Raw genomic sequence first — 12811 nt, 5'->3', positions numbered from 1 at the left:
TACGGCAGCCGGGATTCGTGATCTTGGGCGTGGTGGCGGGACGTGGAGCGACCCCCGGAACCAGCCGCGGGATGAGGTCGGTAGGAGGTCAGACGGTTTCGAAGGCGGCCATCATGGCCATGTCCTCGTGTTCCAGGTTGTGGCAGTGGATCATGAATTTCCCCTTGTGTGCCGAGAACTTGACCAGTACGTCGACCACCTCGGCCGGGCGGACGTCGACGGTGTCCTTCCAGCCGCGATCGAAGGCGCCGGGTCCCTTGCCGCCGCGCCGCAGGACCTGGAACGGCGCGAGATGGACATGGACCGGGTGGTGCACGTCGGTCACGAACGACCAGATCTCGTATTGGTCCAGCTTCACCGTGGCCTGCATCGTCTTCGGGTCGAACACCTTCCCGTTGATCGTCCAGCCCTTGTGATTGCCCGCGTTCCCACGAGTGAATCGCCACTTCCGGCGAACCAGGCCGGCCGGCTCCACCACCTCGGCGTACGACGAGAGCTTGGCCGGGATGTTGCTCTCGTCGGTCACCTTGCGCGCGACCTTGAACCGCATCACCTGGCCCGCCCGGCCGCTGTCGAGCTTGTTGAGCAAGGTGAGTTCCGTCCCCACCTCGTACTGCGAGAAGTCGATGATGATGTCGAATCGTTCGGCCGGCGCGACCACCACGGAGTCGTGCTCGATCGGCGCGTCGAGGAGTCCGCCGTCGCTGCCGATCTGGACGAGTTTGGCCGGGCCGCGATCCAGGGCGAGCTCGTAGCGGCGCGCGTTCGACGCGTTGAGGATGCGGAATCGGTAGCGCGCGGCGTCCACCTCGAGCACCGGCCAGGGGGCGCCGTTGACCAGGATCACGTCACCGATGACGCCTTCCATGTACTCCGACTCGACGCCGGGCCCGTCGGTCCGGGCGGGATAGCGGAACGACCCGTCGGCCGCGAACGCGCGATCCGCGATCACCAATGGAATCTCGCGTTCGCCGGCAGGCAAGGGAAGCCGGTCTTCCTCGTCGTCGCGGATCAGGTGGAGACCGAAGAGGCCGCGGTACACCTGCGGAGCGGTGTAGTCCATCCGGTGGTCGTGGTACCAGAGGGTCGCGGCCCGCTGGGTGTTCGGATACGTGTAGGTCCTGGTGCCGGTCTTGACGTCGCCGCCGGTCATCCCGTGATGGTCGGCGTGGTCGCCGTGATGGCCGTTCGGCATCAGGAGGTCGAGAGGCCAGCCGTCGCTCGTGGCCGGAGTGTGACCGCCGTGCAGGTGAACCACAGTGGGTACGTCGAGTTGGTTGACCTGCTCGATAACCGTCGTACGCCCGCTGCGAACGTCGAAGGTCGGCCCCGGCAGCAGGCCGTCGTACCCGAGCACCTCGGTCTTCAGTCCGGGCAGGATCTCGACGGTCGCCTTCCGCTGGACGACGCGAAAGTAGTCGGACTTGGCGTCGCTGCGGATCGGCTTCTTCACCGGCGGTATGGGCAATGGGACTTTGAATGCCTCCGGCAACGGTGCGGCCGATCTGAGGAGTTCGGCGGTCTGGCCGGGGGACGGGTTGAGGCCGCAACCGCTCAGGGTGGCGGCTCCGGTGACGGCCAGGAAACCGCGGCGGGACATCTTCATGGGAGTACCTCCGGGTGGCGGCCCCGGCGTGCGCTGGAGCGGAAGGACCAGACAGCCATCAGCGCGACCGTCACCACGATCGCCGTACCGAGGGGGACGTGCACTGCGAAGTTCTGCAGATAGCCGAAGGTCAGTTGGACGAACTCGGCGAAGAACAGCACCACGGTGACGAGCGCCGGCCACAACCGGCCGCCTCCGGGTCGCCAGTAGAGCACTGCGGCGACGAACTGCAGCATCGTCACCATCCACACCGTTGACCCGATCGGCCCGTGGATCTCCATCGCATCCGACTCGCCGGACAGGAAGTAGCCGGCCAGGATCGGCTGCGCCACGACCAGTCCCGCGTGCAACACCAACAAGAGCCGCAGCACCCACAACGTCGCCCGCGGCCGCTTGACCTTCTTGGGTTCCAGCACCTCCGTCGTCACGCCACAACCTCCGTACTACGAGGGGTGCGGCCGAACATCCACAGGGTCAACGCGACCGTGGCAGCCACGATCGCGATGCCGAGCGGAACGTGCAGAGCGAGCTGACGGCTGTAACCCATCCCGATCTGTACGGACTCGGCGGCCAGGATCCCGGCGGTCGCCAGGACCGCGGTGAGCCGGCCGCCGGTCCGCCACCAAATCGTTGCCACCAGCAACTGAGTGATGCAGAGCAGGGCGATGGTGTTGCCGAGTGGCTCGTGGATCCGGTTGGCGGTGCTCGAGCCGTTCAGGTAGACGCCGGCCAGGACGGGTTGCAGGCCGACCGCGATCGCGTGCGTCACCGCGACCAGTCGGAGTACCCCCAGGAGTTTCATGCCGCACACACTAGTAGCATGTCTACATGTAGCGCGACCAGGTAAATCCCTGAGCCCGCCCCTGGGATCGCCTGATGGGGATCGCCCGCCCGGATCGCCTGGTGGGGTTTTGTCCGTGGGGTCTGGCACTCTGAAAGGCGATGACTGAGCCGGGGATCTTGCTGACGGCCCGCGCACTGGTGCTGCATGACCTCTGTGCGCGGGGATTCGACGACGCCGTGATGGTGTCGGTGCTGGAGGATGCGGTCGCCGAGCGGCAGTGGTGGCTGGATCAATGGCCGGACGGCGCGGAGCACATCGCCGGACTGGTGGCCCAGGATGTTCAGGACCGGCTGACCGACTCCGGGGTCCGCTGGCCGCGATGCACGGCCTGCGACGACCTGAGCGACCACGAGCTGCGGATCGAGCCCGAGTTGGGGCCCGATCCGCACTGGGTCTGCGAGCGAGCCGGGATCTCGGTGTCCCGGCTCGGTCGGCTCACCTGATCGGTCAGCCGGCGGTCGCCCCGCACTTCGGGGCGGGGTCGATCCGGTCGGCCAGTTTGAGCTCGCGGTCGGCCACGGTCCGCAGTACGGCGCTGAGCCGGGTCCGGAGTTCGCGCCGCGGCCGCTTCGGCTCGTCGGGCTGAACGGGAGCGTTCGGCAGAGCGGACTGGGCCAGGGCCCGGGCGTTCTCGACGGCGGTGTTGCCGGCGCTGAAGTAAGTCATTGTTCTGCTCCCTTCTGAGAGCGTGCTGGGGTGTCCGGCGGCCGGTCGGCCGTCGGTGGTCGTGGTCGGATCACGCCGTGGCCGGTCGCGGCCGTCGGCGTACTGGTGTGAAGTTGGTCAGTGGCGCGGAGCCGGGCCGCTGCTGGAGCGGACCACCAGCTCTGTCGGCATCAACAACTGCCGCTCCTTCTGGGCCGGGTCGAGCAACATCCGCCCGACGGCGCGGCCCTTGTCCTTGATCGGTTGCCGGATCGTGGTCAGCCCGGCCGTCTCGGCTTGCGGGATGTCGTCGAAACCGGCCACGGTCAGATCCCTGCCGGGAACCAGGCCGCGGGCCCGCATCGCCTCCATCGCACCGAGCGCCTGGACGTCGCTGAGCCCGACGATCGCGGTCGGCCGGTCCTGCGAGTCGAGCACCCACTCGGCCCCGATCAGGCCGGAGCTGAATGCGTTGTGCCCACCGGAGACCAGCCGGATCCTCGCGTCCGGCATCTCCTTCTGCAGGCCGCGGACGCGCAGCTCGCAGTCGGTGTACCCGACCTCGTCGAGGGTCAGTTCGACCGGATTGCTGCCGGCCGCCTCGGCGTTGTCGAGCAGGACGACCACCTCGCGGTGACCGAGCCGGCTCAGGTGCCTGCCGAGTTTCGCGGCCGCCTCGACCTCGTCGATCGCCACCCAGGACAGGTCCGGGTGGTCGCCTCGATCGGTCGAGACCATCGGGACGCCGCGGGTCCGGAGCGTGTCCAGCGCGGGGTGACCGCCGGCGACGCAGAAGATCGCCGCCGCGTCGATCGCGGCCTGCTGCACCGCGTTCGTCCCGCCCTGGATGTCGGATGAGCTGAGCGGCATCAGCAGCAGGCTGGTGGTGAACTCCTCGGCGACCTCGGCCAGTCCGGCCAGGAAGCCGACCGCGTACGGGTCGGAGAACGCGTAGGCGAGCTTGTCGGTGAACAGCACCCCGACCGCCCCCGCCTTGCCGCTGCGCAATGCCCGAGCCGAGGCATCCGGTCCGGCGTAGCCGAGCTCCGCCGCCTTGGCCAGGATCTTCTCGCGCAGTGGGGCGGACAGCTGGTCCGGTTTGTTGTACGCGTTCGACACCGTCGACGGCGATACCCCGACGGCCTGCGCGACCGTTTTGATGGTCACTCTCGGCACCTTGTCCACCTCCCTCCGCACAGTCTTCTGTATCGTTCTTCTAAATCGATCTAGAAAAACGATACAGAAGCCTCTCCGAGAGCGCAACACCCTTTTCCGAGCCCGGACTTCCCACCTTGAGCACCCACCGGTCGCCTGCGCTCCCCGCCGCTGACTGGCCCGTGCTCAAGGTCGCGGCCGTGCCGTCCTTGAGCACGGCGCAGTCGTCCTCGGCGCGGGAATTTGGTTGGTGGGTGCTCAAGGTCGACGTGGCTGCGGTCTCGAGGTGGTGGGGATACAGGATGATGGGGCGTATGGGGTCGTTGCTTGAGGTGATCGCGCTGCATCCGGCGGATGCGGAGGCGGCTCAGGAGGGTGGGGCGGATCGGCTGGAGTTGTGCGCCGCGATGGAGGCGGACGGGTTGAGCCCGTCGGTGTCGACGGTCAGCGCGATCCGCCGGGTCACGGACCTGCCGTTGCGGGTGATGTTGCGGTTGTCGGATTCGTTCGTCACGAACGGGGCCGAGCTCAACCGGCTGACCGCGATGGCCCAGTCGTACCTCGCGGCGGGGGCGGACGGTTTCGTACTCGGGTTCCTGACCCCGGACAACGAGATCGACACCGAGTCGGTCGGGCAGCTGGTGAGCACGTTCGCCGGGACACCGTGGACGTTCCACCGCGCGATCGACGCCGTACTGGAGCAGCGCCCGGCGTGGCGTGCGTTGCGGACCCTGCCGGGGCTCGATTGCGTGCTGACGGCGGGTTCCGCGCTCGGCGTACGGCAGGGGCTGGACGACCTGACTCGGATGGCCAAGGAGGATCCGGCGATCGCGAGCGTGATGATGGCCGGCGGCGGGCTGCAGCCGGAACACGTGCCGTGGCTGTACGGGAGCGGCGTCCGCAGGTTCCACGTCGGGTCCTCGGTGCGGCAGGACGGGTCCTGGACGAAGGCGTATGTGAACTCCCGGTTCGTCCGGGCCTGGCGGAACCTGCTGGATGCCCAGGACGACAAGGAGCAGCCCGCGTGATCCTGATCGACCCGCCGGTCTGGCCGGGTTGGAACCGGGTCTGGTCGCACCTGGTCAGCGACGAGTCGTACGACGAACTGCACGAGTTCGCCCGCATGGTCGGCATCCCGGCGCGCGGTTTCGACCGGGATCACTACGACGTCCCGTCCGACAAGTACGACGAGATCGTGGCGGCCGGCGCGACCCCGGTGCCGAGCCGCGTTCTGGTCCGCCGGCTGATCGAATCCGGCCTGCGGCACCGCAAGGGAACATGAAAAGGTGCCCCAGGCAACCATGTCTGGGGCACCCGCTACTTCAGTCGAGCAGCTCGGTCACCGTGCCGGCGGCGACTGTGTGGCCGCCTTCCCGGACGGCGAAGCCGAGACCGGTGTTCATCGCGACCGGCTTGGCCAGCTCCACTGTCAGCTCGATCGTGTCGCCGGGCATCACCAGGGTGATCTCAACCAGGTCGATGCCACCGGAGACGTCGGTCGTGCGGAAGTAGAACTGCGGCCGGTAGTCCGCGGCGAACGGCGTGTGCCGGCCGCCCTCGGCGGTGGAGAGCGCGTGCAGCGTCGCCCGGAACTTCCGGTGCGGCGTCACACTGCCCGGCAGCGCCACCACCTGGCCGCGGCGGACCTCGTCGCGCTTGATCCCACGCAGCAGGATCGCGGCGTTGTCACCCGCCTCGGCGGACTCCAGCGACTTGCCGAATGTCTCCAGCCCGATCGCCGTACTGGTCACCGTCGGACCGAGCCCGACCACCTCGACCGACTCGCCGAGCCGGAGCGAGCCACGCTCGACCGCGCCGGTGACGACGGTGCCGCGGCCGCTGATGGTGAGCACGCCCTCGATCGGCATCAGGAACGGCTCGCCCAGCTCACGGTCCGGCGTCGGCACGTAGTTGTCGACCGCGTCCAGCAGCTCGCCGATCGAGGCCGTCCACTGCGGGTCGCCCTCGAGCGCGCGCAGCCCGGAGACACGAATCACCGGTACCTCGTCGCCCGGGAAGCCGTACTCCGCCAGCAGTTCCCGGACCTCCAGCTCGACCAGGTCGAGCAGGTCCGGGTCGTCGACGGCGTCCGCCTTGTTCAGCGCGACCACCAGGTACGGCACGCCCACCCGTTGCGCGAGCAGCACGTGCTCACGCGTCTGCGGCATGGCGCCGTCCTGTGCCGACACGACCAGGATCGCGGCGTCCACCTGGGCGGCCCCGGTGATCATGTTCTTCACGTAGTCGGCGTGACCCGGCATGTCCACGTGCGCGTAGTGCCGGGTGGCGGTCTCGTACTCGACGTGCGAGATGTTGATGGTGATCCCGCGCTGGACCTCCTCCGGCGCCCGGTCGATCCCGTCGAACGCGACGAAGCGGTTGACGCCCGGGTCGCGCTCGGCGAGCACCTTGGTGATCGCGGCGGTCAGCGTGGTCTTGCCATGGTCGACGTGACCCATGGTGCCGATGTTGAGGTGCGGCTTGGTCCGCACGAACTGGCTCTTGGCCATGACTATGTTTTCCCTTTGCTGTCAGAAGATTCGATCGAGCCAGGACCCCCGGCTCCTTCCGCAGCGCTGTCACCGCTATGGAGGGGCCGGTGAGCGGTCCACCCTCCTCCGCGGGTCCTGCTCAGCAGGAGAAGGGTCGCCCTCGCTCATCGGCAACGCAGTGCGCGCCGGTGAAGAGATCTGAATCCGCTGACGCCCACGCGGCAGCGCCCGTCGGGGTCAAACCCGACAGGTACGCAGCAGAATCCGCGCGGAACATGAGCATCACGGTAGAGATGAACGCTGCCCCGGGCAACGTAATTCCCGGCGCCCCATAGACAGGCTCAGTTGAGGGCGAACAACCGGGTGCCGTCGCTGAAGATCGGGCGGCCGCCGGCGACCGTGACGGCTGGCTTGTCGCAGGTGACCTTGTCCCGTGCGGCAATGGGCGCTGCGGTTTGGCCGGCGACGATCGGGCGAGGCTGGATGCCTGTGGTGCCCACCATGACGGGGGAGCAGGTGCCGTTGTCCTGCGGCATCAGGGTGACCACCCGTCCGTCCGGGAGCAGACCGAAGCCGTCCCGTGGGTACTCGGGCTGCTGCAGCTTCGGTGGCACGGGCAGGAGGTGGTGCCACTGAGGAGTGCCGTCCGCGGGGCTCACCGCGGACACGTCGTACGTCTGTGGTTCGCCGGGCTCGGTACTGGTCCGGCAGGTCACCAGGACGAGTGACGAGTGGGTGGCGTTCAGCTGCGCATCGCACGACGACAGGCCGAGCCGCGGGCGCGGCGTACCGGGGACTGGTGTGGTCCACAGGATGCGGCCCTCACCGACGTCTACGGACCACTGGTGCAGGGTGCCGCCTGCGTCGGCGGTCCAGACCAGGCCGGAGACCTCGCGGGTGTCCGGGATCGCGACCAGGTCGCCGACCCAGGTCTCGGGGTCCAGTTCGGCGTTGAGTTCGAACCGGATGCCCAGGTCGACCTCCCACCGCTGTTCGCCGTTGGTCAGATCCAGGCCGCGGACCACGGCTTTGCCTCCGCACGCGTCGACCACGACGGCCTGGTCGCCGAGCAGCACGCCCTGCGTCACGGTGCACTGCAACCGCGTCCGCCAATGCGTGGGGCTGCTGACGCCGTGCGCGACGACGTACTTGCCTTCGGCGATGAGCAAGCGGTTCGAGTCGACAGCGAGAGCCGTGCCGTCGCTGTGGACCTCGGTGAGCACGTCACCGCTCTCGGCGTCCAGTACGGCGTACGTTGGCAGGTCGATCCCGGTCGGCGCACGGTTCCCGCCGTACGGGAGATGGGCGGCGAGCGTCCGGCCGTCGCTCGAGATCAGGAGGCCCCGGGAACCACCGGACGCGGCGTCGTCCACATCGGCGCGGGAGTACCGCCACCGGATCTGCCCTGTGGTCGCGTCGGACATCACCACGCCGTCCGGTCGCAGCTCTGCCACCCCACCGACCGTCCCGGCGATCGCACCGGTCGCGGGGACCTCGCGGCTCCACGCCAGCTCACCGTCGAGCTGCACCGGCATCACACCGGGCGGCATGGTCGCCGTGGTGCTCACGGTGTTGGCGGTCTCGAGGCGGGCCTGTACGAAGGGCTCGCCGGCGGACACGACGATCCACGCGAGCACCGACGCGCATACGACGGTGACAGCGAGACCGAGGCCCCGTGGTGGCGCGACGGCGTACGGCGGGGCCGCTCGGAGGCGTCGGGCCAACGCTAGGAGGGCGCCGGCCAGGACCAGTGCGATCGACGCGAGCAGGAGGTAGGGCCAGCGCTCGCTCATCGCGGCACCCGGTTGGGCCGCGGGCCAGCGCCACCAGCAGATGCCGACCGCGATCACCCCGACCGCCGCGAACACCAGTGCCGGGATCATCACCAGCTTCGGCTGGTTCCGGCGGAACCACGCGCACGACAGGGCGGCGGCGACCGCGGTTCCGGCGATCGGGGTCCAGACAGGGAAGCCGGTGATCTCGTCCGCCGACGCGGGCCAGCTGCGGGCGGCGCCGAGGCCGCGGCCGAGCAGTACCGATGCGGCGACCACCACACCGAGGGCGGCGCCGAGGTAGATCATCGGAATCAGCCCGGCCACTGGCCGGGCCGCCTTAGGGGTCCAGGTGGCCAGCTCTCGTTCGAGGTTGTCCCGGGCGGCCTGTTCCCACTGTTCGTGCCCCCGGCTGGTCGCGTACAGCGGGGTCTCGGCAAGGTTCTGCAGGAACGACATCCGGCCGCGGGCGAAGTCCCGATCGCTGATGTGCGCGTACTCCTGCCGGATCCCGGCGGCGTACTCGTCGTACCGGTCGGCGGGCAGGCTGAGGATGCGTAGATCGGCGTCGCACAGGACGGCGCCGTTGGCGTCATCCGGTTCGCAGTCGTGTTTGGCGGTGAGCCGGATCAGCCGGCCGATCTCGGCTACCTGGTCGGCCTCTACGCCGTACGCGGCCAGCTCCAGCTCGGCCAGCTGGGCGGAGACCTCTTCGTTCTCACCGGGGTCGGCCTGGGGGTCGTAGATCGCGTCATGGAACCAGGCGGCCAGCCGGACGGTGTCGGCGTCGTCGGCCAGTTCGGCGAGTTCGTCGATGGTGTCGAGGGTCTCGGTCAGGTGTCGCTGATCGTGATAACGGCGATGTTGCTCTGCGTAACGAGCCAGCAGATCATCGCCCAACGGCTGCGCGTCCGGCAGCAGGCGATTCCACCGGTCACGCAGCTCCATGACATGGGAGTGTGGCACTCGGCAAAGGCCTCGACCGACCGATCCGGGGGTCCCGGTTAGGGTCGTGGCCAAAGCGATATCGGCTCGTCACCTTTGTATCTATATGGAGGGCGCCATGCGGTTCGGGTTGGTCGGAACGGGGCCGTGGGCACGGACCACGCATGGACCGGGGTTGGCGGCCACTGCGGGGGCCGAGTTGGTGGGGGTCTGGGGTCGCGATCCGGACAAGGCGAACGCGGTGGCTACAGACCTCGGGGCGACCGGCTACGACGACTACGCTGAGTTACTCGAGGTGGTCGACGCCGTCGCTTTTGCGGTCCCGCCGCGGGTTCAGGCGACGATGGCGCTCGAAGCGGCTGCCATAGGCAAACATCTTCTGCTGGACAAGCCGGTCGCCGATTCGCTGGACGACGCCCGCGCGCTCGCGGACGAGGTCTCGAACGAGGGGATCGCGTCGGTGGTGTTCTTCACCGCGCGGTTCGCGCCGGAGTACCGGGAGTTCTTCGCCGAGGTGCAGGGCAAGGGTGGATGGAAGGGTGGCTGGGCGCGAATGCTTGCGTCGCTCGATGCGCCGGGCAACCCGTATGCCGAATCGAGGTGGCGGCGAGAGGTCCGTGGTGCGCTCTGGGACGTCGGTCCGCACGCGCTGTCCAACCTGAGCGCGATGCTCGGGCCGATCGCCGAGTTGCGCGCGGTCGGTGGGGAGGGCGATCTCGTCCATCTCGTGATCACGCACGAGTCCGGGGCGACGAGCACGGCCAGCCTGTCGCTGTCGGCTCCGCCGGCGGGCAGCAACTTCGAGACGGGGATCTGGGGAGAAGCCGGTACCGCGCTGCTGCCGCGCGGGGAGACGCCGGCGGTGGAGTCGTTCCAGGTCGCCGCGACGGAGTTGATCGAGGCGGCCGAGTCAGGCGAGTCGCACCCGGTGGACGTCGCCTTCGGCACCCGGGTGGTGGAACTCCTCGCCTCCGCCGAGGAGCAGCTCAGCCGGGGCTGATTCAGCGCGGGGGTGATTCAGCGCAGGGCGATGACGCTGCCGTTGCCGGAGGTCAGCAGCAGGTTGCCGACGGCGCGGATGTCACGGCTGCAGGAGATGCCGGTGGGGAGGCGGGTGCGCTGGTGGCCCGAGCGGCTGATGACATTGGCCCAGCAGCCGTCGGACGAGCCGGCGAGTGACACGACCCGGGCGTCGTCCGTGACCGCGACACGTGCCCGCGGGTTGACAGCTGCCGTCGTCTGCCACACCGCCTTGCCGGTTGCCGAGTCGATCGCCGTGACCACCGTCGTGCGGTTCTCTCGCGCCGCTGTCCCCGGGCAGTCCACCACGACCAACAGGTTGCCCGCAGCGGACATCAACGTGCGGCACGCCCAGTTGCGCGGTACCGGCCAACGCCACTTGGTCTCCCCGCTCCGCGGCTCGATGGCAAGCAGTGCAGCCGGTACGTCGGAGTCGCCGCCCGGCTCGGCCACGACCACCACACCACCAACGACCACGGGCCGCCGGTACATGTCGGCCGGCTCGCTGCGCCAGAGCTTCTTGCCGGTCTTCAGATCCAGACCGAGCATCTCGTCCGGCTCGTCACCGCAACTGCGCCCGAGGAACGCGACCACCGTGTCCTGGGTGGCCACCGCGCTGATCCCGGTGCATCGGCCGGGCTCGTACGTCCACCGCTCGTCACCGTTGGGGTCGACACCGCGCAGCTTGTCGGACCCGCGGCTCACCTGCTCACCGGTCAGCAGTGGATCCGCCTGCTCGATGCCGTAGTCCCTGGTCCGCTCCGGCCACGCGGCCACCCGTTTGCCGGTCTCCGCATCCAGCACCAGGAAGCCGATGTCCGCGAACTCGGCCACGACGTACTGGCCGTTGCCGGTGGCGAAGATGTTCGGCTTCTCATCGGCGTCGGACCGGGTGTATCGCCAGCGCAGTTCACCGGTCTCGCCGTCGAGCATCTCCACCACACCGGTCTGCCGCGGAATGGCAATGCCGTACTTCGTCCCCACCGCCTCTTGAGCGCCCGCGCTGGACAGTGCCTTGCTGATCCACGCGACCCCGCCGTCCAGCGTCGAACGCGACACCGGACCGGCTGGCCGGCTGTTGTTCTCGATTCGCTCGTTGGCGCCGAGCACATAGTTGCGGGCCAGCGGTTGCACGACCAGCAGCAGGACCAGCGCGAGCACAGCCGGTACTGCGAGCCATGACAGCTGCTGGCCCACGTTCCGCGGTGGGATGAAGCGGGCGGCGCGGGTGCGCAGCAGGGAGCCCATCAGCGCAGCAGCACCGGCCAGGAGCAACAGGACCAACGCGGAGATCAGCAGTGGCACCCGCAGCCCCACACCGACCGCCGCGTTCGTCGCCGGGACCTGTGCCCAGGCAACGAGCAGCCCGGTGACCGCAACCGCAACCACAGCGCCCGCGACGAGTCTGGCTCGCTGGCTGCTGCTCCGGGCGCACCGGAACAACACAGGTGCGCAGACGAAGGCCAACGCGGCCAGGGCGATCGTCGGCCAGCCGGTCTCGGACTCGACCGCTGGAATCTGCCAGGGCGCGCCCGCCGCAGCGATCGACACGGCGACGGCCCCGACGGCGCCGAAGGTCGCTGCCGCCGCCAGACCGGCCTGCTGCCAACCACGCCAGGGTGCGGGGAGTTCGCTGTCGAGGCGCTGGAGTTCCGCTTCGAGGTTGGCCCGCGCAGCAGTGCCCATCCGTTGCCGCGCCAGCCCGGTCCGATACAGCTGCCCGTCGAGCAGGCGCCGCACCTCGCCGTACCGGCGCTCCACCGCGGCTTCGCCGTTCCGACGTTGCGCCGCGCGATCGCCGCTGTCCCGCTGTACGTCGGATCTGTGGCTGGCGTAGCGGTCGGGTGCAGTGGCCAGCAGGGAGTTCACCGAGTCGAGTAGGACGTCACCGTTGGCGTCGCGATGGGGTGGTGCGTACGCGTCGGTCGGTGGGGTGGCGAGATCGCCGGTGAGCCGGACGAGCCGGGCGACTTCGGCGATGCGGACCGGGTCGACGCCGTACTCCGGCAGGGTCTGCTCGACCAGGCGGGCGGAGGCCTCGGCGTCCTCGGCCGCGTCGCCGCCGGGCTCGTGCACCGCCCGGTGGAACCAGGCGGCCAGCCGTACGGAGGTGGGGTCGGTGCTCAACTGGACCATCGAGTCGAGCGCGGTGAGCACGGTGTCGAGGTACTGCTCGCGGTAGGCACGCCGGGTTCGCGCGACGTACCGGGCGACCAGATCATCGGCCAACGCCGCCGAGCCGGGGATCAGCTCGTTCCACCTCGTCCGCAGGGCGACCACCGCCACAGTCTGCCAGCCTGGCGCGGCCGGTGGATTGCGTCGCCCCAGGCAT

The 12811-nt window shown here is 69.2% G+C and carries 12 protein-coding genes; 4 read left to right on the top strand and 8 right to left on the bottom strand.

Going from position 1 to position 12811, the window contains the following annotated elements; translation table 11 throughout:
* Positions 1 to 88: 88 nt before the first annotated feature.
* Genes EV643_RS14400 through EV643_RS14390 form a run of 3 tightly spaced genes read right to left on the bottom strand, consistent with a single transcriptional unit; the run spans position 89 to position 2408 of the window.
* Complete coding sequence (locus EV643_RS14400) at positions 89 to 1606, bottom strand: multicopper oxidase family protein (RefSeq protein WP_133800566.1); 1518 nt, start codon at positions 1604 to 1606, stop codon at positions 89 to 91.
* Positions 1603 to 2034 (bottom strand): hypothetical protein, encoded by a 432-nt coding sequence (locus EV643_RS14395; protein ID WP_133800565.1) that lies wholly within the window; start codon positions 2032 to 2034, stop codon positions 1603 to 1605. The genes EV643_RS14400 and EV643_RS14395 overlap by 4 nt, the downstream gene beginning before the upstream one ends.
* Positions 2031 to 2408 (bottom strand): hypothetical protein, encoded by a 378-nt coding sequence (locus EV643_RS14390; RefSeq protein WP_133800564.1) that lies wholly within the window; start codon positions 2406 to 2408, stop codon positions 2031 to 2033. Before EV643_RS14390 ends, EV643_RS14395 begins: the two co-directional genes overlap by 4 nt.
* A 140-nt stretch (positions 2409 to 2548) precedes the next feature.
* Between EV643_RS14390 and EV643_RS14385 the strand changes: the two genes are divergently transcribed.
* Entirely contained in the window at positions 2549 to 2893 is a 345-nt protein-coding gene (locus EV643_RS14385; protein WP_133800563.1) for a DUF8819 family protein, read from the top strand.
* A gap of 4 nt (positions 2894 to 2897) precedes the next feature.
* Here the strand turns inward: EV643_RS14385 and EV643_RS14380 are convergent, their stop codons facing one another.
* Together EV643_RS14380 and EV643_RS14375 are read right to left on the bottom strand one after the other, a co-directional pair.
* The gene (locus tag EV643_RS14380) at positions 2898 to 3116 is read right to left on the bottom strand and encodes a hypothetical protein (RefSeq protein ID WP_133800562.1); all 219 of its coding nucleotides are present in this window, start codon (positions 3114 to 3116) and stop codon (positions 2898 to 2900) included.
* 117 nt (positions 3117 to 3233) lie between these two features.
* The gene (locus tag EV643_RS14375) at positions 3234 to 4262 is read right to left on the bottom strand and encodes a LacI family DNA-binding transcriptional regulator (RefSeq protein WP_238165584.1); all 1029 of its coding nucleotides are present in this window, start codon (positions 4260 to 4262) and stop codon (positions 3234 to 3236) included.
* 302 nt (positions 4263 to 4564) lie between these two features.
* On the opposite strand from EV643_RS14375, the gene EV643_RS14370 reads away from it, so the two are divergent.
* Both EV643_RS14370 and EV643_RS14365 read left to right on the top strand, forming a co-directional pair.
* Positions 4565 to 5278, top strand: a complete 714-nt coding sequence (locus tag EV643_RS14370; RefSeq protein ID WP_133800560.1) for a copper homeostasis protein CutC — start codon at positions 4565 to 4567, stop codon at positions 5276 to 5278.
* Complete coding sequence (locus EV643_RS14365; protein ID WP_133800559.1) at positions 5275 to 5532, top strand: DUF4031 domain-containing protein; 258 nt, start codon at positions 5275 to 5277, stop codon at positions 5530 to 5532. The genes EV643_RS14370 and EV643_RS14365 overlap by 4 nt, the downstream gene beginning before the upstream one ends.
* 40 nt (positions 5533 to 5572) lie before the next feature.
* On the opposite strand, the gene tuf is transcribed toward EV643_RS14365, so the two are convergent.
* Positions 5573 to 6760 carry an elongation factor Tu gene (gene tuf, locus EV643_RS14360; protein WP_133800558.1) on the bottom strand — a complete coding sequence of 396 codons (1188 nt, stop codon included), beginning with the start codon at positions 6758 to 6760 and terminating at the stop codon, positions 5573 to 5575.
* 323 nt (positions 6761 to 7083) lie between these two features.
* Positions 7084 to 9462 carry an outer membrane protein assembly factor BamB family protein gene (locus EV643_RS14355; protein WP_133800557.1) on the bottom strand — a complete coding sequence of 793 codons (2379 nt, stop codon included), beginning with the start codon at positions 9460 to 9462 and terminating at the stop codon, positions 7084 to 7086.
* Between the two features lie 115 nt (positions 9463 to 9577).
* On the opposite strand from EV643_RS14355, the gene EV643_RS14350 reads away from it, so the two are divergent.
* A complete protein-coding gene (locus EV643_RS14350) occupies positions 9578 to 10459 on the top strand; it encodes a Gfo/Idh/MocA family protein (protein WP_133800556.1) in 882 nt (293 codons plus the stop codon).
* 17 nt (positions 10460 to 10476) lie between these two features.
* Here EV643_RS14350 and EV643_RS14345 read toward each other — a convergent pair whose 3' ends face one another.
* Positions 10477 to 12759, bottom strand: a complete 2283-nt coding sequence (locus tag EV643_RS14345) for an outer membrane protein assembly factor BamB family protein (RefSeq protein WP_238165583.1) — start codon at positions 12757 to 12759, stop codon at positions 10477 to 10479.
* Positions 12760 to 12811 lie beyond the last annotated feature (52 nt).

The sequence above is a fragment of the Kribbella caucasensis genome (assembly GCF_004361855.1).
Classification (GTDB): domain Bacteria; phylum Actinomycetota; class Actinomycetes; order Propionibacteriales; family Kribbellaceae; genus Kribbella; species Kribbella caucasensis.
The sequence above is the reverse complement of the archived record's forward strand: the minus strand, read 5'-3'. Positions and strand labels throughout refer to the sequence as shown.

Coding starts and splice junctions, on each gene's coding strand:
- EV643_RS14400 (WP_133800566.1), bottom strand. CDS start 1,606: ATGAAGATGTCCCGCCGCGGTTTCCTGGCCGTCACCGGAGCCGCCACC.
- EV643_RS14390 (WP_133800564.1), bottom strand. CDS start 2,408: ATGAAACTCCTGGGGGTACTCCGACTGGTCGCGGTGACGCACGCGATC.
- EV643_RS14385 (WP_133800563.1), top strand. CDS start 2,549: ATGACTGAGCCGGGGATCTTGCTGACGGCCCGCGCACTGGTGCTGCAT.
- EV643_RS14380 (WP_133800562.1), bottom strand. CDS start 3,116: ATGACTTACTTCAGCGCCGGCAACACCGCCGTCGAGAACGCCCGGGCC.
- EV643_RS14370 (WP_133800560.1), top strand. CDS start 4,565: ATGGGGTCGTTGCTTGAGGTGATCGCGCTGCATCCGGCGGATGCGGAG.
- tuf (WP_133800558.1), bottom strand. CDS start 6,760: ATGGCCAAGAGCCAGTTCGTGCGGACCAAGCCGCACCTCAACATCGGC.
- EV643_RS14355 (WP_133800557.1), bottom strand. CDS start 9,462: ATGGAGCTGCGTGACCGGTGGAATCGCCTGCTGCCGGACGCGCAGCCG.
- EV643_RS14350 (WP_133800556.1), top strand. CDS start 9,578: ATGCGGTTCGGGTTGGTCGGAACGGGGCCGTGGGCACGGACCACGCAT.